The 22,042-nt window shown below is 48.1% G+C and carries 22 protein-coding genes; 21 read left to right on the forward strand and 1 reads right to left on the reverse strand.

The window, feature by feature from the left end:
* Positions 1-76 precede the first annotated feature (76 nt).
* From atpE to AC58QC_RS22370, 7 genes are all read left to right on the forward strand, one after another.
* Positions 77-301, forward strand: a complete 225-nt coding sequence (atpE, locus tag AC58QC_RS22340) for a F0F1 ATP synthase subunit C (protein ID WP_028556930.1) — start codon at positions 77-79, stop codon at positions 299-301.
* Between the two features lie 78 nt (positions 302-379).
* Positions 380-865 carry a F0F1 ATP synthase subunit B gene (atpF, locus tag AC58QC_RS22345; RefSeq protein WP_236290479.1) on the forward strand — a complete coding sequence of 162 codons (486 nt, stop codon included), beginning with the start codon at positions 380-382 and terminating at the stop codon, positions 863-865.
* The gene (locus tag AC58QC_RS22350) at positions 862-1,395 is read left to right on the forward strand and encodes a F0F1 ATP synthase subunit delta (protein ID WP_056611679.1); all 534 of its coding nucleotides are present in this window, start codon (positions 862-864) and stop codon (positions 1,393-1,395) included. The genes atpF and AC58QC_RS22350 overlap by 4 nt, the downstream gene beginning before the upstream one ends.
* 32 nt (positions 1,396-1,427) lie before the next feature.
* On the forward strand, positions 1,428-2,942 hold the full coding sequence (atpA, locus tag AC58QC_RS22355; RefSeq protein WP_497417272.1) for a F0F1 ATP synthase subunit alpha: 1,515 nt from the start codon (positions 1,428-1,430) through the stop codon (positions 2,940-2,942).
* Positions 2,943-3,068: 126 nt separating this feature from the next.
* Positions 3,069-3,926: an ATP synthase F1 subunit gamma gene (gene atpG, locus AC58QC_RS22360; protein WP_029195659.1), complete on the forward strand. Its 858-nt coding sequence runs from the start codon at positions 3,069-3,071 to the stop codon at positions 3,924-3,926.
* Positions 3,927-3,974: 48 nt separating this feature from the next.
* Positions 3,975-5,372, forward strand: a complete 1,398-nt coding sequence (gene atpD, locus AC58QC_RS22365; protein WP_497417273.1) for a F0F1 ATP synthase subunit beta — start codon at positions 3,975-3,977, stop codon at positions 5,370-5,372.
* A 40-nt stretch (positions 5,373-5,412) separates the two neighbouring features.
* On the forward strand, positions 5,413-5,817 hold the full coding sequence (locus AC58QC_RS22370; RefSeq protein ID WP_497417274.1) for a F0F1 ATP synthase subunit epsilon: 405 nt from the start codon (positions 5,413-5,415) through the stop codon (positions 5,815-5,817).
* Between the two features lie 109 nt (positions 5,818-5,926).
* Here AC58QC_RS22370 and AC58QC_RS22375 read toward each other — a convergent pair whose 3' ends face one another.
* Positions 5,927-6,091, reverse strand: a complete 165-nt coding sequence (locus AC58QC_RS22375) for a hypothetical protein (RefSeq protein WP_497417275.1) — start codon at positions 6,089-6,091, stop codon at positions 5,927-5,929.
* A 220-nt stretch (positions 6,092-6,311) separates the two neighbouring features.
* On the opposite strand from AC58QC_RS22375, the gene AC58QC_RS22380 reads away from it, so the two are divergent.
* The 14 genes from AC58QC_RS22380 (at position 6,312) to murA (ending at position 21,812) form a co-directional block, all read left to right on the forward strand.
* Complete coding sequence (locus AC58QC_RS22380; RefSeq protein WP_497417372.1) at positions 6,312-6,677, forward strand: NADH-quinone oxidoreductase subunit A; 366 nt, start codon at positions 6,312-6,314, stop codon at positions 6,675-6,677.
* Entirely contained in the window at positions 6,662-7,180 is a 519-nt protein-coding gene (locus tag AC58QC_RS22385; RefSeq protein WP_028556938.1) for a NuoB/complex I 20 kDa subunit family protein, read from the forward strand. Before AC58QC_RS22380 ends, AC58QC_RS22385 begins: the two co-directional genes overlap by 16 nt.
* Positions 7,177-8,130: an NADH-quinone oxidoreductase subunit C gene (locus AC58QC_RS22390; protein WP_497417276.1), complete on the forward strand. Its 954-nt coding sequence runs from the start codon at positions 7,177-7,179 to the stop codon at positions 8,128-8,130. Before AC58QC_RS22385 ends, AC58QC_RS22390 begins: the two co-directional genes overlap by 4 nt.
* Positions 8,131-8,133: 3 nt before the next feature.
* Entirely contained in the window at positions 8,134-9,234 is a 1,101-nt protein-coding gene (locus AC58QC_RS22395) for an NADH-quinone oxidoreductase subunit D (protein ID WP_497243359.1), read from the forward strand.
* Positions 9,234-10,238 (forward strand): NADH-quinone oxidoreductase subunit NuoH, encoded by a 1,005-nt coding sequence (nuoH, locus tag AC58QC_RS22400; protein WP_497417277.1) that lies wholly within the window; start codon positions 9,234-9,236, stop codon positions 10,236-10,238. The genes AC58QC_RS22395 and nuoH overlap by 1 nt, the downstream gene beginning before the upstream one ends.
* A gap of 163 nt (positions 10,239-10,401) precedes the next feature.
* Positions 10,402-10,854 carry an NADH-quinone oxidoreductase subunit NuoI gene (nuoI, locus tag AC58QC_RS22405; RefSeq protein ID WP_056611658.1) on the forward strand — a complete coding sequence of 151 codons (453 nt, stop codon included), beginning with the start codon at positions 10,402-10,404 and terminating at the stop codon, positions 10,852-10,854.
* The gene (locus AC58QC_RS22410) at positions 10,847-11,377 is read left to right on the forward strand and encodes an NADH-quinone oxidoreductase subunit J (protein WP_497417278.1); all 531 of its coding nucleotides are present in this window, start codon (positions 10,847-10,849) and stop codon (positions 11,375-11,377) included. Before nuoI ends, AC58QC_RS22410 begins: the two co-directional genes overlap by 8 nt.
* 2 nt (positions 11,378-11,379) lie before the next feature.
* Entirely contained in the window at positions 11,380-11,691 is a 312-nt protein-coding gene (gene nuoK, locus AC58QC_RS22415) for an NADH-quinone oxidoreductase subunit NuoK (RefSeq protein ID WP_436240115.1), read from the forward strand.
* Positions 11,692-11,706: 15 nt separating this feature from the next.
* Positions 11,707-13,629, forward strand: coding sequence for an NADH-quinone oxidoreductase subunit L (nuoL, locus tag AC58QC_RS22420; protein ID WP_497417279.1), 1,923 nt, complete (start codon positions 11,707-11,709; stop codon positions 13,627-13,629).
* Entirely contained in the window at positions 13,619-15,241 is a 1,623-nt protein-coding gene (locus AC58QC_RS22425; RefSeq protein ID WP_497417280.1) for a complex I subunit 4 family protein, read from the forward strand. The genes nuoL and AC58QC_RS22425 overlap by 11 nt, the downstream gene beginning before the upstream one ends.
* Before the next feature lie 37 nt (positions 15,242-15,278).
* On the forward strand, positions 15,279-16,757 hold the full coding sequence (locus AC58QC_RS22430) for an NADH-quinone oxidoreductase subunit N (protein ID WP_497417373.1): 1,479 nt from the start codon (positions 15,279-15,281) through the stop codon (positions 16,755-16,757).
* Positions 16,758-17,482: 725 nt separating this feature from the next.
* A complete protein-coding gene (locus AC58QC_RS22435; protein ID WP_497417281.1) occupies positions 17,483-20,014 on the forward strand; it encodes a S8 family serine peptidase in 2,532 nt (843 codons plus the stop codon).
* 19 nt (positions 20,015-20,033) lie between these two features.
* Positions 20,034-20,294, forward strand: a complete 261-nt coding sequence (locus tag AC58QC_RS22440; protein ID WP_477592462.1) for a DUF1146 domain-containing protein — start codon at positions 20,034-20,036, stop codon at positions 20,292-20,294.
* 198 nt (positions 20,295-20,492) lie between these two features.
* Positions 20,493-21,812, forward strand: a complete 1,320-nt coding sequence (gene murA, locus AC58QC_RS22445; RefSeq protein ID WP_497417282.1) for a UDP-N-acetylglucosamine 1-carboxyvinyltransferase — start codon at positions 20,493-20,495, stop codon at positions 21,810-21,812.
* Positions 21,813-22,042: the final 230 nt, after the last annotated feature.

The following is a 22,042-nucleotide window of genomic DNA, read 5'->3' on the forward strand; positions in this document are numbered from 1 at the left end:
ATTAGACTTACCTCGGGAAGTCTCGAGTCACTTATACAACAACAAAAACTTAAGAGTTTAAGGGAGGATTTTATCAATGGGAGCAATAGCATTAGTAGCAGCAGGTATCGTATTCGGTTTGGGAGCACTAGGTGCAGGTATTGGTAACGGTTTGATCGTAGGTCGCGCTTTGGAAGGTATTTCCCGTCAACCAGAACTTCGTGGTACGCTTCAAACAACAATGTTTATCGGGGTAGGTCTAGTTGAGGCAATGCCGGTCGTTGCATTGGTTCTTGCGTTCATCTTTATGGGAAAAGCTTAAGAAATCGTTTGGCGTTGATGGCCGCAGTCGCCACCACGCCTTCGTTTTGCCCACGTTATCAGAAGGGAGTGACGTTACTTGCATATTGAATGGTCCACATTTTTTATACAACTTATCGCGTTTTTGATTCTGTATGTGTTGCTTTCCAAATTTGCGTTCGGTCCTCTGTTTGGCATGATGGAAAAACGCAGACAATTGGTGAAAGATCAAATACAAACAGCTGAAGCAAGCCGTAAGCAAGCTGATCAATTGTTAGAGGAACAAAAGCAAGCGCTGCAACAAACTCGTAAGGAAGCTTACGATATTATTGAGCAAGCGAAGCATACTGGTTCCAAGCAAGCGGATGATATTATTCATGCTGCTAGTGCAGAAGCTTCACGTCTGAAAGACGAAGCCTTGAAAGATATCGAGAATGAGAAGAACAAAGCGGTTGCCGCTCTTCGCAGCCAAGTTGGCGCGATGTCCGTTCTGATCGCATCCAAAATTATTGAGAAACAAATTGACGAAAAGTCACAAGAAGAACTTGTTGAGCATTACCTCAAAGAGGTAGGAGGCAACGTATGAGTGACATCGTCGTAGCGAAGCGTTATGCCAAAGCTTTATTCGAAGTAGCGAAGGAAAAGAATATTATTTCCCAAGTTGAAGATGAGCTTAAATCTGTAGCTAGTGCGATTAGGGATAATGCAGACTTGCAGAAGTTCCTGAACCATCCGAACATCGGGAATACCGCTAAAACGGACCTGCTGAAGCAGATTTTCGAAGGCAAAGTTTCCGAACCGGTGTGGAACACGCTGCTTGTCTTGATTGATAAAGGTAGACAGTCCATTGTTTCTGCTTTGGCGAATGATTATGCCAAAGTTGCGAATGAGGCGCTCGGTCAAGCGAGTGCGACCGTATACTCTGCATACGTACTTTCGGATGCACAACAAGCTGAGATTGCTTCACATTTCAGTAAAGTAACTGGTAAAACGATCCGTGTTTCGTCTGTGGTTGAGCCTAAACTGCTCGGCGGCATTCAAGTACGTATCGGTGATCGTTTATATGATGGAAGCTTGGCAGGCAAACTTGATCGTTTGGCCAAAGCGTTAGTTTAATATAAGCACTGTAAGAATAGGGGTGAAGTTCGTTGAGTATCAAACCTGAAGAAATCAGCTCATTGATTAAACAACAGATTGAAAACTATAATTCCGATATCCAAGTAGTTGATGTAGGTACAGTCATTCAAGTAGGTGACGGTATTGCTCGTGCTCACGGCTTGGAAAACGTTATGGCAGGCGAGCTGCTTGAATTCCCAAGCGGCGTACTAGGCTATGCTTTTAACCTTGAGGAAAGCAACGTAGGTATCGTTATTCTTGGACCTTACAGAGATATTCGTGAAGGCGACCAAGTTAAACGCACAGGCCGTATCATGGAGGTTCCAGTTGGTGAAGAACTTCTAGGTCGTGTAGTTAACTCCTTGGGTCAACCTGTCGATGGCAGAGGTCCAATCAATACAACAGCGTTCCGCCCTGTAGAGAACATGGCTCCAGGCGTAATGGCTCGTAAATCCGTACATGAACCAATGCAAACAGGTATTAAAGCGATTGACGCTATGGTACCAGTAGGCCGTGGTCAGCGTGAGTTGATCATTGGTGACCGTCAGACAGGTAAAACGGCGATTGCGATCGATTCAATCATCAACCAAAAAGGCAATGGCGTTAAATGTATCTACGTTGCGATCGGTCAAAAACAATCCACAGTAGTAGGTGTTGTTGAAACCCTTCGTGCTGCTGGTGCGCTTGACTACACAATCGTAGTAACAGCTTCCGCTTCCGAGCCTTCACCGATGCTATGGTTAGCTCCATACTCCGGTTGTGCTATGGCTGAGTACTTCATGTACAAAGGTGAGCACGTTCTTATCGTATACGATGACTTGTCCAAACAAGCTGCCGCATACCGTGAGTTGTCCCTCTTGCTTCGTCGTCCACCAGGTCGTGAAGCTTATCCAGGGGATGTATTCTACTTGCACTCCCGTTTGCTAGAGCGTGCTGCGAAATTGAACGATGAACTTGGTGGTGGTTCCATTACGGCACTTCCATTCATCGAGACACAAGCAGGCGATATCTCTGCATACATTCCAACGAACGTAATTTCCATCACCGATGGTCAAATCTTCTTGGAATCCGATTTGTTCTACTCCGGTCAGCGCCCAGCGGTTAACGTTGGTAACTCTGTATCCCGTGTAGGGGGCTCCGCTCAAACGAAAGCGATGAAAAAAGTTGCGGGTACACTTCGTGTAGACTTGGCACAATATCGTGAGCTTGCAGCGTTTGCCGCATTCGGATCCGATTTGGATAGAGCAACTAAAGCTCGCTTGGATCGTGGGGTTCGTACGCTTGAAATCTTGAAACAAGGCGTTCACCAACCAATGTCTTTGGAAAAGCAAGTTGCTTCCCTTTACACGGTTGTAAAAGGTCATGTGGATGATATCCCAGTTCAAGACGTAACGCGTTTCGAAGCACAATTCTTGGCTTTCTTGGAATCCAACCGTCCTGAAGTTCTGCATAGCATTCGTGACACGAAAGATATTACTGCGGATAACGATAAAGCATTGGTTGATGCAATCAATACATTTAAAAAGAGCTTTGCAGTTTCAGAATAATTCATGATGGCAGAGCTTCATGTTGAAGTGAAGCTCTTGCTACCATGTGAATCCTGGGCAGGCGGACGCCTGAATTCAGGTCTTCGAATGAAGGCTTTTTAAGCCTCAAAAGAGAGGTGAGCAGGTATGGCAAAAGGAATGCGCGAGATTAAGCGCCAAATTAAATCCACACAAAGCACGAAGCAAATCACGAGAGCAATGGAAATGGTTGCAGCAGCTAACTTACGTAGAGCACAGCAATCAGCGGAAGCGGCACGTCCGTACTCCGAGAAGTTGAAAGAAGTGGTTGCAAGTATTGCAGCTGGCACCAAAGGCGTGAAGCACCCGATGCTACAATCACGTGAAGTGAAGAAAACGGCCTATTTGGTCATTACTTCCGACCGTGGTCTCGCTGGTGGTTACAACGCAAACGTGTTGCGTAAAGCAATGACTGAAATTCGTGAAAATCATAAATCAACAGCTGAGTACTCCGTCTTCGTAATTGGACGTAAGGGAAGCAATTTCTTCTCAAAACGAAATATTCCGATTGTTGAAGAAGTAACCGGTGTTCCGGATACGCCTAAATTCTCGGATATTAAGCCTGTTGCAACAGCAGCGGTCGCTAATTTCGTGAACGGTACGTATGACCAACTGTTCTTGATTTACAACAAGTTCCAAAATGCGATTACCCAAATTCCAACCATGATTCGTCTACTTCCTATGGAAGATGTATCCGGCGTGGCTGCAGCTAGCTATGAGTATGAGCCGTCACCGGAAGGCGTTCTGGAAGTACTGCTCCCTAAATATGCTGAGACGCTTATTTACAGTGCTGTTCTGGAAGGTAAAGCAAGTGAGTTTGGCGCGAGAATGACAGCGATGAACTCCGCAACGAAGAATGCAACGAAGATGATCAGCAGCTACACATTGGCTTACAATCGTGCACGCCAAGCTTCGATTACGCAAGAGATTTCGGAAATCGTCGCTGGAGCTAACGCGAACGCATAATGATAAACGGTCTCGATGGAGACACAAGCTTTACTTAGGAGGGAAACCATGAGCAAAGGGCGCGTTGTGAATATTACAGGGCCTGTCGTCGACATTGAGTTCGAACGCGGACAACTCCCTGAAATTCTGAATGCTATCAAAATTGAAAGAACCGAAGGTGGACAATCATCCACTATGACGGTTGAAGCGGCTGTTCACCTTGGTGACAACCTCGTACGTTGCGTAGCAATGTCCTCAACAGACGGACTTGTACGTGGTGCCGTAGCAACAGATACTGGCGCAGCGATTACTGTACCTGTTGGTGCAGCAACACTGGGTCGTGTATTTAACGTATTGGGCGATCCGATCGATGGTAACGAAATGGTTGACCGTACATTTACTAGCCCGATCCACAAAGAAGCTCCAGCTTTCGACAACTTGTCGACAAAATCAGAGATTCTTGAAACAGGTATTAAAGTTATTGACTTGATGGCTCCTTATGCAAAAGGTGGTAAAATTGGTCTCTTCGGTGGTGCCGGCGTAGGTAAAACGGTAACGATGCAAGAGCTAATTCACAACATTGCACAAGAGCACGGCGGTATCTCCGTATTTGCAGGCGTAGGTGAGCGTACTCGTGAAGGTAATGACCTTTACCACGAGATGAAAGACTCCGGCGTTATCGCAAAAACAGCGATGGTATTCGGTCAAATGAACGAACCTCCAGGCGCGCGTCTTCGCGTAGCTTTGTCCGGTTTGACAATGGCTGAGTATTTCCGTGACGAAGAAGGAAGAGACGTTCTTCTTTTCATCGATAACATCTTCCGTTTCACACAAGCAGGTTCCGAGGTTTCCGCTTTGCTAGGCCGTATGCCTTCCGCGGTAGGTTACCAACCAACTCTAGCTACAGAAATGGGTCAATTGCAAGAGCGTATTACCTCCACGAAAAAAGGTTCCGTTACTTCCATTCAAGCGATTTACGTTCCTGCCGATGACTATACGGATCCGGCTCCAGCAACGGCTTTCGCTCACTTGGACGCAACAACGAACTTGGAGCGTAGCATCGCGGCTGCAGGTATTTTCCCTGCGGTAGATCCACTAGCATCATCTTCCCGTGTTTTGACACCTGAAATCGTTGGTGAAGAGCACTATAAAGTAGCACAAGGCGTTAAACAAATTCTTCAACGTTACAAAGAGCTTTTGGATATCATCGCGATCTTGGGTATGGATGAGTTGTCTGATGAGGACAAATTGGTCGTTACTCGTGCGCGTCGTCTTCGTCTGTTCTTGTCTCAGCCGCTACACGTTGCTGAGCCGTTCAACGGATTCCCAGGTTTGTATGTACCAATGAAGGATACCGTGCGCAGCTTCAAAGAAGTTCTTGAAGGTAAGCACGACAATCTTCCTGAAGTTGCCTTCCACAACGTGGGCACAATCGAGGATGCAATCGCTAAAGCTAAAACGCTGTAAGTTGCATACTCTCTAAGTAAGTTTAGGAAGGAGAATCCAAGTGAGTACATTCCTACTTGAAATTGTAACACCGGAGCGCAAAGTGTACGCTGAACAAGTGAACATGGTTAGCGTGAAGGGTGCTGAAGGGGAGCTTGGAATTCTGCCGAATCACATTCCATTGGTCACTCCACTCAGAATTGCACCGATTACTGTGAAGAAAACGGGCTCCAAAGACGAAGTCATCGCAGTGAACGGCGGTTTCATGGAAGTGCGCAAGGATAAGGTGGTTATTTTGGCGGAAAGCGCCGAGCTACCTGAACAAATTGATATCGATCGTGCGAGAGCAGCGAAAGAGCGTGCGGAGAAACGTCTTGCTGAAACTAAGCAAGATAACGTGGATTTCAAACGTGCTGAAGCTTCTTTACAAAGAGCATTGAATCGTATCGGTGTGTCCGGGAAATAAATTTTATATGTAAGCGGGAGAGCCTAGGCTCTTCCGCTTTTTTGCGTTTAATTGGTGGAAAAAAAAGCTGCCCCTCTCTAATGAGAGGAGCAGCTGCATAGATTTCATTTTATGCGTGATGCCAAATGGTGGATTCGCCTGTTTTCGGGCAAGGAGGGAACGTTTCGCCTGCGCTCAACTCAATGCTTTGTCCGTCGGCATCGCGATATCGACCCGTTTCCGTCACTTTGTCATTCGTTTTATGTTGGTGGTTAGCATTTGATGCTCTTGACATGAATAATCAGTCCCTTCGCGTATTTAAATAGACATTGTGGCCAGAGCCCCGATTGCCCAATGCATAGTGTACCCGTCAACGTGGTATGCTACTCATAGTGTTAAAGAATTAATGTCGACGCCTAAACCCCTTTTTGTTATACTAATATAGGTGATTATTACCAAAACTATTTAAATGCTAAGGAACGTAAATAAGAAATGGAGGCGGTTACATTCACATGATGTATACAAATAACTATGTAATCGTAGCGATTTTCCTTGGGTTAGGCATTGTTCTCCCCATTGTGGCGCTGACGATTGGCAAATGGTTAAGACCGAGTAAACCCATCGATGAGAAGTATACGACGTATGAGAGTGGTAATGAGCCTGTAGGTGAGGGGCAAATCCGGTTTAACATTCGTTATTATTTGTTTGCTTTGATGTTTGTCATCTTTGATGTGGAGACCGTGTTCCTCTATCCGTGGGCTGTTGCTTTTGATCAGCTTGGATTGTTTGCTTTAATAGAAATGTGTATTTTTGTAGCCTTGCTAGCCATAGGATTAATATACGCTTGGAAGAAGAAGGTGCTGCGATGGACTTCAGTCTAGAGTCAATCTCTCCCGAGGAACGGGAAGAAATAAACCGTAATGTATTTATGACAACACTGGAGCAGGTCAAAGCCTGGGCTCGCAGTAATTCGCTTTGGCCATTGACCTTTGGATTGGCTTGTTGCGCGATCGAAATGATGGGAACTGGCGGATCTCACTATGATTTAGACCGATTCGGAGTCATCTTCCGTACGTCACCTAGGCAATCAGATGTCATGATTGTTGCAGGGACAGTTACGAAGAAAATGGCTCCTTTGTTGCGCCGTTTATATGAGCAAATGCCAGAACCGAAGTGGGTTATCGCGATGGGCTCCTGTGCAACAGCAGGCGGGCCTTATGTGAAATCGTATTCAGTTGTTAAAGGTGTCGATCAAATCGTACCTGTGGACGTGTATATCCCAGGTTGTCCGCCGAATCCGGCTGCGCTTATCTATGGGATTAATAAGCTTCAGGAGAAGATTCGTTATGAAGCGAAGACTGGGAAGCAGGTGACCAATCGATGAGCGAGGAGAAAAAGCCGGAAGAAACAGCGGTTCCGACTCCTCCTGTTGGTGAGGATGGGAAAGAGGAAGGCAATGTAGAGAGCAACGTTGAAGGTAGCGAGAACACCGCAGCGGAGAGCCTGGTTGAGAGTAAAACGGAAGTTGTGGAAAGCAATGCTGTAGGTAACACCGAGAACAAAGCGGTAGCCAACGAGCCGCCTCAGACGGCGGCAGCTCCAGAGGCGAGCCCGCCAGCTACGGACGCGGCGGCGGAGCGCGCCGCGGCAAGAGCCGCGCGCCTCGCAGCGCGCGCTGCCGCAGAACCGACGGGCGAGCCCGCGTCGGCCACAACAGCAACGCCAGCGTCCGCAGACGCTAGCGACGAAGAGAAGGCGGCCAAAGCCCAGGCCGCCGCAGAAGCCCGTGCCGCGCGTGCCGCAGCACGCGGGGCGAAGACCGAATCGGCGGAGCCAGCCGCGCCGAAGGAGCCTTCACCAAACCAGCCGCTGCTGGACAGGTTGGTCGCGATCTTGAAGGCCGAGGCAGGCGAAGACGCCGTCGTCGACGCGTTCATCAACGAAAGGGACGCGCATCGCCCTTACGTGATCATTCACAGCTCACGTTGGCCGCAGGCCGCGCTGACGCTGAGAGATCATGCGGAGCTGCGCTGCGATTACTTGCGCAATCTCTCCGGTGTTGACCAAGAAACGCACCTAGAGGTGGCGTATCATCTCCTTTCCCTTACACATAAGCATGAGTATTGTGTGAAAGTAAAAACAGACCGCGAGCAAGCAAGCATACCTTCGGTAGCTGATGTTTGGCCGACGGCCAACTGGAACGAGCGCGAAGCCTTTGACCTTTTCGGCATCGATTTCCCTGGCCACCCGAACTTAGTACGGATCATGATGCCTGATGATTGGGTGGGTCATCCACTGCGCAAAGACTACGAACCGCTTGACCCGGAGGTGTAGCACGTGTTACGGACAGAAGAGCTCCTGTTAAACGTTGGCCCTCAGCATCCTAGTACTCACGGGGTTTTCCGCGTGATCGTAAAGCTGGATGGTGAAATTATTCGTGAAGCAATACCCGTTATGGGCTACTTACATAGAGGAACCGAGAAATTGGCTGAGAACCTCAGCTATACCCAGATCATCCCGTACACCGACCGTATGGACTATGTATCGGCGATGACGACCAACTATGCGTTAGTTAACGCCGTAGAGAGAATGATGGGGCTAGAAATACCTGAACGCGCGGAGTTCCTCCGACTCATCGTGATGGAGCTGCAACGTATAGCGTCTCACATGGTGTGGTGGGGAACGTACCTGCTGGATATCGGGGCGATGAGTCCGTTCTTGTATGCGTTCCGTGACCGCGAAATCATTATCGATCTATTCAATGAGTTGTGCGGCGCTCGTTTAACGTACAACTACATGCGTGTAGGCGGCGTGAAATGGGACGCACCGGAAGGCTGGATCGAGAAAGTACGGAAATTCGTGCCATATATGTATGGCAAACTAGAAGAGTATCACACGCTTGTTACTGGAAATGAGATTTTCCTTTCACGGATCAAGGGTGTAGGTAAATATGACGCCGAGACAGCCATTGCTTATGGCCTTAGCGGGGCGAACCTGCGTTGTACGGGTGTGGATTGGGACATTCGTAAAACACAGCCCTACAGCCTGTACAGCCGCTTCCAGTTCGATGTGCCCGTACGGAATGGCGGAGACTGCTATGACCGTTATTTAATCCGTATGGAAGAAATTAAACAGTCCCTGCGCATCCTGGAACAAGCCTTAGACGTGTTCCCTGAGGGTGGCGAGACCATGGGCAAGGTGCCGAGGGTCATTCGCCCGCCAGAAGGCGAAATTTATGCAGCAATCGAGTCTCCGCGTGGGGAAATTGGTTGTCATATTATTTCCCGAGGGAAACAAGAGCCTTACCGCTTGAAATTCCGCAGACCATCCTTCGTGAATCTGCAAATATTGCCCAAGCTTCTGGTCGGGGAGTCGATGACTAATCTCATTACGATTCTGGGCGGCATCGATATTGTCGTTGGGGAGGTGGATGCCTAATGGTCAATCTATTGGAGGAGAGTCTGACGTGGACGAACTTCTTCGTTTTCCTATTCTGGGGCATCGTGATGCTCATGCTCGTACTGGGGTTCGTTACCTATGCGATCTACTTCGAGCGTAAGGTCATCGGTTGGATGCAATTGCGGATTGGGCCGAACCGGACAGGTCCTTTCGGGCTGCTGCAAAGCGTCGCTGACGTATTCAAGCTTCTCATTAAGGAAGATACGATTCCTCGGAAAGCCGAGCGTGAGCTGTTCATTCTCGCACCGATCATTACCTTTATCCCGTCCTTTACGATCATTGCGACCATTCCGTTCTCGGATCGAATGTTCAATGCGAATTTGAATGTGGGATTGCTCTATTACGTAGCACTAACTGGGATCTCAACCATTGGGATTATCCTTGGCGGTTGGGCATCCAACAATAAATATGCGTTGCTGGGCGGCATGCGCTCCGCAGCCCAAATGATTAGTTACGAAGTTCCGTTAGTTATTTCGGTCGTTGGCGTGGTCATGATGACGGGCAGTTTGAATCTGCATACCATTGTTGATCATCAAACAGGCGGCTTCTGGCATTGGAATTTTATCCCGCAGTTCCTGGGTTTCATTATTTTCGTGATTGCGGGCGTGTCGGAGCTCAATCGTACGCCGTTTGACTTACCAGAAGCAGAATCAGAGCTCGTTGCTGGCTACCATGTCGAATACAGCGGTTTCCGCTTCGCCTTTTTCATGCTATCGGAGTATGTGTACGTCTTCGTCATTGCTTCACTCGTCAGTCTGATTTTCCTTGGTGGATGGCATGCACCATTCGGGTTCCTTGATTTCATTCCAGGCTTCCTCTGGTTCCTGTTGAAATTCTCATCGGTCGTGTTCTTCCTCTTCTGGCTGCGGGCGACACTGCCACGTGTTCGGATTGATCAGTTGATGGGGTTTGGCTGGAAAGTTCTGCTTCCGCTGGCACTGGTCAACATGCTGCTGACAGCGATCATCATGACCATCTTTTAAACAAGCAAGGTAGGTTAACCTAGTCGGGTAGAACGATTCTTGAGTCATAAAAGTAGATGAAAGCGTCTTTTTAAGCCCAAGATGTTAGTTTGTCTTTCGCAACCGTTAAGTTAATGCGCACGAAGTTAGTTTTCCACTGGAAAACTTGAAGGAGTTGAAACACATGAAGGGCATTATGAAAGGTTTAGGCTTTACGTTCAAGCACTTGACTGAGAAGAAAGTAACGTACGCATACCCTGAAGTTCCGATTAAAATGCCGGATCGCTTTCGTGGTATTCAATATTTTGATCCCGAGAAATGCATTGTGTGCAATCAATGTGCGCGTGTATGTCCGACGGAGTGTATTACGTTAACTGGAAAAGCGAACCCGGACCCTGAGAAAAAGGGGAAGGTCATTGATACGTATGACATCAACTTCGAAATTTGTATTCTGTGCGACCTTTGCACAGAGGTGTGTCCGACAGAAGCAATTGTAATGACGAACAATTTTGAGCTGAGCAGCTACAGTCGGGATGACTTGTTCAAAAATATGGAGTGGCTGAGCAACAACACACAAAACATTCGTCAAGAGAACAATTCTGCGATGCCTAAAGGGGGCGCGAAGAAAGATGTTTAGTGGACTCGGCGATTTCCTATCCAGCGGTACGAGCTGGGCGTTCTTCATCTTCGCGTTGCTCGCCATCGGCGGGGCAATCTTTATGATCTCTTTTACGAAAGTCGTGCACATGGTTATCGCGGTTGCCCTTACGTTTATTAGCTTGGCCGGCCTGTATGTCATCCTTGAAGCTGAGTTTGTCGCTTTCGTGCAAGTCCTGATTTATGCAGGGGCGATCTCGATTCTGATGATTTTCGGCATTATGATGACGAAGCATAGACAGGGTGAAGACGACGGACCAAAGCGTCCATGGCATGAAGGTTTGGCCATTCTCGGCGCTGTGGGATTATTCGGCGTATTGTTCTATGCGATTCAGAAATCGACCTTCGTTTCTTCGGGGGCCTTGGATGCTGGCAAGGATAATACACTCGAAATTGGGAAGCTGCTCTATAATGTGCATGTCATTCCCTTCGAAATCATGTCCGTGCTGCTGACGGTAGCGTTCATTGGTGCTATCGTAGTCGCGAAGAGAGAGGAGGATTAGCGTTGGGTAACTTAATTACTCCTTATCTTACATTGGCGGCGATCCTATTCTGCATTGGACTTTACGGTGCACTAACAAAGAAAAACGGGGTAATCGTCTTACTCTCCATCGAGCTCATGCTCAATGCGGTGAACTTGAATTTGATTGCTTTCTCCAAGCTAGGGGATCATCCGGCATTAACGGGGCAAATTTTCTCCCTCTTTAACATTACGATTGCAGCTGCTGAGGCGGCTGTGGGGATTGCGATATTGATCACGATTTACCGGAATAAAGGTACAGTTGAAGTTACGGATTTGGATTCTATGAAGCGCTAGGAGGCTAACAAGGCTATGGTATCGGACTATTCACAGTACGCCTGGCTCATTCCATTGTTTCCGTTGCTTGCTTTTCTAGCGCTTACGGCGATGGGACGTCAACTTAAGGATTTAGGGATTTATATAAGTATTTTTGCGATGCTGCTTTCCTTCATTGTGGCTTTGCTCATTTTCGTAGAGCGTATTGGCGGCAAGGTGGAAGACTATACGTGGGATAAAATGAACTGGCTGCAGGTAGGCGATTTCACGCTGAAAATGGGCTTTGAGGTGACTAACCTTAATTCCCTCATGCTTGTAATTGTTACACTCGTATCGTTGCTGGTTAACATTTATTCCAAGGGATATATGAAAGGCGACGAGCGCATTCACGTGTTTTTCGGTTACATTGCGTTGTTCTCCTTCTCCATGTTAGGTCTTGTTATTTCAGAAAATATGTTTGAACTCTACATCTTCTGGGAGCTTGTAGGGGTATGTTCCTTCTTGCTCGTTGGATTCTGGTACTTCAAGCCAGAGGCGAAGGCTGCAGCCAAAAAGGCATTCATCGTCACCCGCATCGGGGATGTGGGCTTGTTTATCGCGATCCTGCTGTTGTATCTATACATGCCAGGGCATGCGCTTGATTTCACATCTATACATAATGCCTTCACAACGGGCAAAATCGACCCTACGATCGTCACATGGATCGCTGTCTTGATTTTCATCGGGGCGATGGGGAAATCCGGTCAATTCCCGCTGCACACTTGGTTACCTGATGCGATGGAAGGACCAACGCCGATCTCGGCGCTGATCCACGCCGCAACGATGGTTGCTGCTGGGGTGTATCTCGTGGCACGGACGTTTGATATTTTCCATGCCTCGCCAGATGCGCTGATGGTTGTTGCCTATGTCGGAGGATTTACCGCTATTTTCGCAGCAACAATCGGTATTGCGCAGAACGATATTAAACGGATTCTTGCCTACTCGACCGTGAGTCAACTCGGCTACATGATGATGGCGCTGGGGATTGGCGTTTCGATGACGTCAGGAATGTTCCACTTGTTCACGCATGCCTTCTTCAAAGCGCTGCTCTTCTTGGGCGCAGGCAGTGTAATTCATGCGGTTCATACGCAAGACATTAATGAAATGGGCGGCCTATCCCGCAAAATGAAAATCACGACCTGGACTTTCGCAATCGGAACGCTGGCTTTGGCTGGTATCTTCCCATTCGCAGGCTTCTGGTCGAAGGATATGATTCTAACCGAAGCCTATGAGCATAACCAGCTTCTGTTCTGGGTCGGTGTGATTGCGGCGTTCTTCACCGCTTTCTATATGTCACGCCTGTTCTTCCTTGTGTTTATGGGCTCGTCTAGAGCGAAAGATCATGCTGTGGAGGATCACGATGATCACGAGCACCACCACGCTCATGAGCCGCATGAATCTCCGGCGTCTATGACGACACCGCTTATTATTCTAGCTGTTCTAGCTGTTGTTGCAGGCTTTGTGAATACGCCATTCAATGAATGGTTGGGGCACTGGCTTACAGGGCACGAGCATGAAGAGACGGCCAATTGGACGGTTATCATTTTGTCCACACTAGCTGGCCTATTAGGAATTGGACTGGGTTACCTGATTTATCTCAAACGCACAATCCCTCGGGACATCGTTTCGGGCAAAATGCCTTGGCTGTACACTTTGCTTAATCGCAAATATTTCATCGATGAAATCTATGATGCCATTGTTGTCAAACCGCTTCGCGGTCTTGGCTATATCTTAGAATTGATTGATATTTACATCATTGATGGGATTGTACGCTTAGTTGCTTTCACGGTGGTCAGCCTTGGACGTTTAGGCTCCCGACTCCAAAATGGTCAACTGCAGTCCTACGGGGTCATCATGCTACTAGGGATGCTGATTCTGGCACTTGCCATTGCAGGAAGGAGGTTCATACATGCCGGCTAACTTACCCATTCTAAGTATGATTGCCTTCTCGCCCCTGCTTGGTGTTCTCGTCTTGCTCTTCCTTCGGGGAGATCGTGGACGCCTGATCAAAACAGTAGGTATCGTCACGACGTTGATACCGCTGATTTTGGCGGCATGGCTGTATGTGGACTATAACTATCAAGGGGATCCGCTTCAGTACAAAGAACAGCTGGATTGGATCAAAGTTCCTTTAAATCACGAGGGCATTCAGCAAATCACACAATTCTTCTTCGAATTTAAATATTCGTTAGCTGTCGACGGCATTTCGCTGCCACTCGTCTTTCTAACGGCGCTGATCTCGTCGATGGCCGCATTAGCGTCCGTTTACATCAAGAAACGTTGGAAAACGTATTTCATTCTGTTTCTTTTGCTAGAAACGGGTATGTTCGGCGTATTCATGGCGCAGGATCTCTTCTTGTTCTTCCTGTTCTTCGAAATTACTCTTGTGCCGATGTTCTTCTTAATCGGAATTTGGGGCTATATGAACCGGGAGCAAGCGGCAAATCGCTTCTTGCTGTATAACGGACTTGGCTCCGCGATTATGCTGATTGCGTTCCTAATTCTGGTCACTACTGCAGGATTTAACCAAGATCCGTCGCAGACAGAAGCTATCATTTACTATAGCGGTGACATTCATACGATTGCGCATAACCTGCTACAGGCCCCTGAGGCCTATGTGAATCAGGCGAACACGCCGTTCTTTATGAGTCAAGCTATGAAATGGACCGTGTTCATCATGCTGCTGGTCGCTTTCGGGATCAAGCTGCCGATCTTCCCGTTCCATACGTGGATGCTGAAAGTACATACAGAGGCTCCGCCTGCTGTTGTTATGATTCACTCCGGGATTTTGCTCAAAATGGGGGCCTATGGCCTCATCAGATTCGGCATTCTGTTCTTCCCTGCGGAAGCTCAGCAATGGGCATGGGTGCTCGCGCTCCTCGGCGTTATTAACATCGTTTATGGTGCGCTTCTCGCGATGGTCCAAAAAGATTTCAAACTCGTGCTCGCCTACTCGAGTATCAGCCACATGGGCATCGTCCTGTTGGGACTTGCTGCTTTCAACATTGCAGGTCTGCAAGGCGCCGTGTTCCAGCTCATCTCACACGGGTTGATCTCAGCCCTGATGTTCTTGCTCGTTGGCAGCATCTACGAGCGAACCGAAACCACGCAGCTCGATCGCTTGGGCGGTCTCGCCAAGAACATTCCTTTCATCAGCGGGATTCTGCTGATTGCGGGGATGGCCTCGCTCGGATTGCCAGGCTTATCCGGCTTCGTCAGTGAGTTCCTCGCGTTCGTCGGACTCTTTGAAACACACCGTGTGTACGCGATTGTCGGTACACTGGGTATTATCTTCGCAGCGGTTTACGTGCTGCGCGGGGTACTGAACATCACGTTCGGCCCTAAGCAGCCGAGCTTACTGCAGCAAGGGATGCGCGACGCGCGTCTCATCGAGGCTGTGCCGATGATTACCTTGGTCGCGTTCATTCTCTTGCTGGGCGTGTACCCAAGCGTGCTAAGTCAGCCGCTTCAACAAACCATTGGCAGCTTGGATCAATTGATCCATAGCGTAGCCGGGAAGATAGGAGGTTAGTCCAGTGGAACAGATTAGACTCCATGCTGCTGATTTGATGCATCTGCTCCCTGAGCTTGCGCTGGTTGCTACCGCGATCATCCTATCTCTCTTGGATTTGGTCCTGCCGAACCGATTCAGTCGCTCGATTATCGGATGGTTGACCTTAGTCGGCATCGCGATTTCCGCCGTCTTCGTTGTCCTGCAGTTGAATCCAGACGAGGCAATTCAGCTTCTAAATCAAAGCTACCGCGTCGATGATTTCTCGAACTTACTTAAATTATGTACCCTCGTTGGTACGGGACTCATCGTCTTCATGAGCTTAGGCTTCGTGAAAGAGGATAGCATCCCGCATGTCGGGGAGTACTACTACTTCTATTTGCCTGCTGCGTTAGGGGCCATGATCATGTCATCCTCGGGTGATTTGATTACACTCTACGTAGGCTTGGAATTACTTAGCATTACCTCGTACTTGTTAGTTGCGATGAAGAAAAATGATCATAAATCCAACGAAGGCTCGTTCAAGTACTTAGTGATGGGCGGTATTTCATCCGCAATCATTCTGTACGGCATGTCTTTCCTGTATGGGATGGTCGGCTCTGCGAATCTGCAAGAGATTGGTACAGCCCTCCCGACACTGGTAGGCTCCTATGAGCCCTTGCTTTACGTGGCGTTCTTCCTGCTATTAGCAGGCTTCGGCTTCAAGATCGCCGCTGCGCCATTTCACAGCTGGGCACCGGATGTATACGAAGGAGCGCCAACACCGGTTACGGCATTTTTGGCTGTCGTGTCCAAAGCGGCCGGCTTTGCCATCTTGTTCCGTGTCTTCTATGTCCTGTTCGGATTTAGTGGCTTCGAAGAGAGCCATTTGCAGTCTGATGTGTTCCTAGCGATATCCGTTATGGCGGCCATCGCGATGGTGGTGGGGAATTTCATTGCACTGAAGCAAACGAATTTGAAAAGGCTACTCGCCTATTCGGGTATTGCGAATGCTGGCTATCTGCTCGTTCCGATCGGAACATACTTCTCAGCCACGCATTATGCCAATTTCTCGGAATTCATTTTCTACTTAATTGCGTATTTGTTTATGAATATCGGAGCTTTTGCTGTGCTGATGATTATCGAGCAGGCTGAAGGCCATACCGAGGCCAAAGGCTTCGCAGGCTTATACTATCGCGCACCTTTAACAGCCGTGGCGATGGTACTGATCATTCTGTCCTTAGCTGGTATTCCTTTATCAGGTGGATTCTTCGGTAAGCTTTACATTATCTTAGGAACGATGCAGACGCAGCAATACTGGCTTGGGGCCTTAATGATCGCAACCAGCGTGGTCTCGTTCTACTACTATTTCAGCATCGTGCGTCAAATGTTCATGCGCAGCGATTATGAGCCTGCCGCTATCAGAGTGTCCGTACCATTAGGCATAACCGTTTGGTTATGTGCCCTAATCAGCGTTGCGCTTGGCGTGGTACCACACTTGGTGCTGAAAGCTATTGAGAGCGTCTTTACCTTGACGAAAGATTTTATCATCCAATAATAGATTCGTTCTCACAGTGCCTTCTCTACGTAAAAGTAGGGAGGGCTTTTTTCTATTTACCTAATCCCGCACCAGACTAAACTTGGTACTATACACTGCACTCATTGGATAAATACAGTGTTTGCTCTAAATAGAGCCTAAATTGTCCATCTTCATTGGATATATCCAGTGGATCGTCCACAATTCGGCTTATTAGCACCCTGATTTTTCTATTTGACTGTATTTGTCCAATCATTTTCAAATTTCAGCTCTTTAATAGAGCATTACATTGGATATATCCAATCGGGCAATCTTCTCGGGCAATACTAACTACTTAAAGTACATAGGAACCGTTATCTGACGACAATGTTTTAATTTCAAACCGTAACGGACCGCAAGACCGCTATTATCCGCCTAAATGATTAGATTTGCCCTTGTATCAGCAAATAACGGCGCTGAAGTCCGTTAGAAATGCAATTTACCTATTTCCCCGGAAATAACGGCGCTCAGGTCCGTCGCAGGTCATGGACGTGTAGGAATGATATTCCGCGGCTCAACCGGCCATAAAGAATGAACAACTTGCTCCATCTGTCAGACAACTCCCAGAAAATACTTAAAAAATTCTCGCAAGATCCGAACTTTTTGCGAAGATAAACCGTTATAGGTATCGAGAAGAAGTTTATTGTGGTATAGATATATAAGTAAATGACAAAAGAGATTTAATATGGGATAAAGGACCTGATGTGATGAAATGTTTTCGATACGTAGGCTTCATGATAATGATGCTGCTGCTCGTCCTAGGACTAACAGGGTTCGTGACCAACGTAGAGGCAGCGTATGCGGTGTCTTCGGATCCGATGAGGGTGAAACAAACCTATCTGGATATGATTCGCGTTGATCAAGCGTGGGCGGCGGCAGGAGATTCTCGTTCGCCGATTATAGTCGCCGTTGTTGATACAGGCGTTGATCTTGGGCATCCAGATTTAATTGGCAATTTGGTGGATGGTGTGAATTTGCTGCAGGCTTCTAAGAAGCCTTTTGATGATAATGGACACGGAACGAACGTAGCTGGCTTAATTGCCGCTGCGATTAATAACGATAAAGGTATTGCGGGAATCGCTCCCAATGCCAAGATTATGCCGATTAAGGCGCTAGAAGCAGATGGAACAGGCGGCGAGGCTAAGCTAGGAGAAGGCATTAAATATGCAGTCGATCACGGAGCGAAAATCGTTGTGCTTTCTTTAGGTTTGAATAAATATTCGGATTACCTGGCAGGTGTTGTGCAATACGCTGAGGATCATAATGTGTTGCTTGTCGCAGCTGTTGGTAATGAAAGCACAAGTGTGAAATATCCCGCGGCTTATCCGACGGTGTTATCCGTTGGTGGGGTAAGCCTAGCTAAACTCGCTGATCCACGATCGAATTACGGCCCAGAGCTGGATATTATGGCACCTTGGGATGTATACACAACCGCTCTTGGCGGGGGTTATCAGTACCAAGATGGCAGCTCGATGGCTGCGCCTCAAGTGGCAGCCGCAGCAGCGTTAGTCTGGGGTAAATACCCTGGGATGACGGCGTATCAGGTGCGATCGCAGATCGAACAAACGGCGCAGGACTTGATGACCAAAGGGTGGGACGCTAAGACGGGTTATGGCTTATTGAACATCGAGAAAGCGCTGACCGAGACGTATAAGCAAGATCGGTTTGAGCCGAATGATCTAGCCAGTCAGGCAGCGTCACTTCCAAATCATACGATGGTCAGAGTGAACCTTAGCTCGGGGCAGGATCAGGACTGGTACGTGATTGATGCGGCGTATGACGGGTACATCCAATTAGGTGTGCTGCCCGAAGATAGCGGCGCAGGAATCCGCGTGAATTTCGATTCGGGGCAAAGCTTTGTCGCGGCCAGTGGTACAGATGCTAAGCCGTACATGGTGGCTGTGACTAAAGGGCGAACGTATGTGCAAATGGAGAACGTGGATCGGACGCGCAAGACAGCATTGAATTACACAGTCTGGACGGACTTTGTGATTTATACGGATCCTTTTGAGGATAATGATAGGCAGTATAAGGCTTTTACATTACCAGAGCGCAGTCAAACTGTACGAGGTACTTTTCATGAAAAAGGGGATCTCGATTGGTTCGCACTAACGTTGGAACACTCGGGCACGATGCGCCTTAGACTATCCACGGATACTGGGCGGATTGATCCCATGCTTCTTTTCCAGAAAGAAGGAGAGAAGGGGGCGACGATTGATCAAGCTGGCGATGGTGGTATTGAGGTTAGCTCGCAGATGGAAGTCCTTCCTGGACAGTACTATATTCGTGTTAGTAATGTGAAGGACTATACCGGACCGATTACGGGTGAATACACGTTAGAGATTGAGTATGATCCTAAATTAATTGACCCTAACGAACCGAATGACAAATCGTATCAAGCCACGTTTGCTGCGATGAATGCAGGGTATGAGGGTGTTTTTAACAAAAGTGATGACGTCGATTGGTTTGAATTCCGGTTGACTTCAGATAGCTTGGCGCAAGTGCGATTAACGAATATTCCTACATCACGTACGTTATATGCTACCTTGTATAATCATTCCCTTCAGGAGCAAGGTACCTATCGTAGTGAAAATGGTTCGAGTCAGCTCAATTTCGAGAAGCCATTACCCGAAGGGACTTATTATATTAAACTCCAGGCGAACCAATGGTTTATGAGCCAAATGTATCGCTTGCAGTTGAGTAGTTTTGGGCTTGTCAGCGGGTATGTCGATATTGCAGGACATTGGGCACAGGATGCCATTAGCCAGCTTACCGAGCAAGGCATGATTAGCGGGTATGGGAACTATCGGTTTGCTCCGAATCAGTCGATAACAAGGGCCGAAGCAGCTACCGTGCTGTCACATGCTTTGCGTTTAACGAAACGCAAGGACTTACGGTTTAGCGATGTAGCAGCTTCGCACTGGGCATACGCAGATATTGCCAAAACAGTTCAAGCGTCGATCGTAGAGGGCTACCCGGATGGGACCTTTGATCCCGACGGTAAGTTAACCCGCATGGAAATGACACAAATGCTTGCACGCAGTATGAATATGACAGGAAAGCTGCGCGGCAATACGCCTTTTAGCGATGTCAGTGAATCTTACTGGGGTGTAGGCATTCTCAAACAGATGTCGGCGGACGGCTGGATCAGCGGGTTTCCCGACGGTACCTTTCATCCGGAAGATCAGGCAACACGGGCTGAATTTGTGACATTGCTGGCCAAAGTCGTAAATCGGTAAAATCGAAGAGGAGTGACCTATGAGCGAGACGGACAAATGGAGTGAAGTGGCGCAATACGCGTCGTTGATGAACATGGCCAGTATAGCTGTCTATATTCTTTGCATCGGTTTAGCGTGGTGGTCGCTGCAAGCGTTCCGCTTCGATGTTTTGCTGCGAAGGCCCAAAGGCGCACAAGCCATTATGCTGCAAATTTTACTTTCGATTGGACTCGGGCAGTTGGTTGCGGGCTTTTTCATTCAGTATTTAGGTCTCTCCATGAGTTTCAGTAAGATGTTTTAATACAATTTCCCGAATAATGCAGAAGTTTGTTGTCAACAATGGATAATAGAACGGAATGAAAAACGCAAGAGGCTTCGAACTCTATGTAGGGCATCTCTGACTGCCAAAAGAACACAGTTGTATCTATGTGGCTCCAAATGATAAACTTAGGAAATGTGCAAAACCTGTCTTTAAAAATAAGTGCGCGGAGGGACCATGATGAGCAAAATTATCGTCCGCGGTGGCCGAAAGCTAGCTGGCAATGTAAAAATCAACGGAGCAAAAAATGCGGTACTGCCGATTATTGCGGCTTCCATTCTGGGGTCGGAAGGTGAAAGCGTCATCCACGATGCGCCTCCCCTTGACGATGTACTAGTCATTAATAAAGTATTACAAAGCTTAGGAATTGAAGTCGAATATAACCGTCAGGTGATTCGAGTAAAAGCTGGGCAGATTAATACCTGTGAAGCTTCCTATGATCTAGTCCGTAAAATGAGAGCCTCTTTCCTCGTGATGGGTCCTTTGTTAGCTAGGTTGGGTCAAGCGAGGATTTCGCTTCCTGGCGGTTGTGCGATTGGCACAAGACCGATTGACCAGCATCTCAAAGGCTTTGAAGCGATGGGTGCCGATATTGAACTGGGTCAAGGCTATATCGAAGCGAAAGTGAAAGGGCGCCTGAAGGGTGCCAAAATCTATTTGGATGTCGCCAGCGTAGGCGCAACCGAGAACATTATGATGGCCGCAACGCTTGCGGAAGGCACAACAACGATTGAAAATGCGGCGAAAGAGCCGGAAATTGTTGATTTGGCCAATTATCTGAATGCGATGGGCGCTGTCATCCGCGGTGCGGGAACGGGTGTTATCCGCATTGAGGGTGTTGAGAAGCTTCGCGGCGCCGTACATACGGTGATTCCGGATCGCGTAGAAGCCGGAACGTATATGATCGCTGCAGCTATTACGGGCAGCGAGCTTTACATGGAAGGTGCGATTGGTGATCACCTTCGTCCTGTCATTTCAAAGATGCAGGAAATGGGCGTAACGATCGAAGAAGATGAGAACGGTATTCGCGTTCGGGCTACGGGTCCACTGCGCGCGGTGGACGTGAAGACGTTGCCGTATCCGGGCTTCCCAACCGATATGCAGTCGCAAATGATGGCGCTGCTAATGGTGGCAGACGGAACGAGTCTTGTAACCGAGACCGTGTTCGAGAACCGGTTTATGCATGTGGATGAGTTCGCGAATATGAACGCAAGCATTAAAGTGGACGGACGTACAGCGATAGTAAGCGGTAACTCGAAACTGCGTGGTGCGAAGGTATGCGCAACAGACCTTCGTGCGGGTGCGGCGCTCATTCTTGCGGCTTTAGCGGCTGAGGGTGAAACCGAGATCACGGGTGTTCACCATATCGATCGTGGATATGTTGACATCACGGACGTTCTGCGTGAACTAGGTGCCGATATTTATCGCTCGGTCCCACAAGAGATCGAACAGGAAGTGGCGGAGCTTGGATTTTTCAATATCCAGCCAACGCTCGCGTAATAGAAGAGGAACCATCAGGGAACGAACCTGATGGTTCTTTTTGTTTTGAATGAGAGAGGTTCACCCGGCACGCTCCCTTCGCCAGAAAAACCTGTGAATGTGCATCTATTGCGGATAATCAGATGAGTATGATCAGTTAATTTCCCTTGGTTTATCGCATGTTGGTGGGGGGAGGTACTGTTGAGGGATTACGTGTTTTAAACAAATTACGATTTAGCTGCTGTGGCGGA

This window comes from Paenibacillus sp. J22P51 (genome assembly GCF_059692215.1).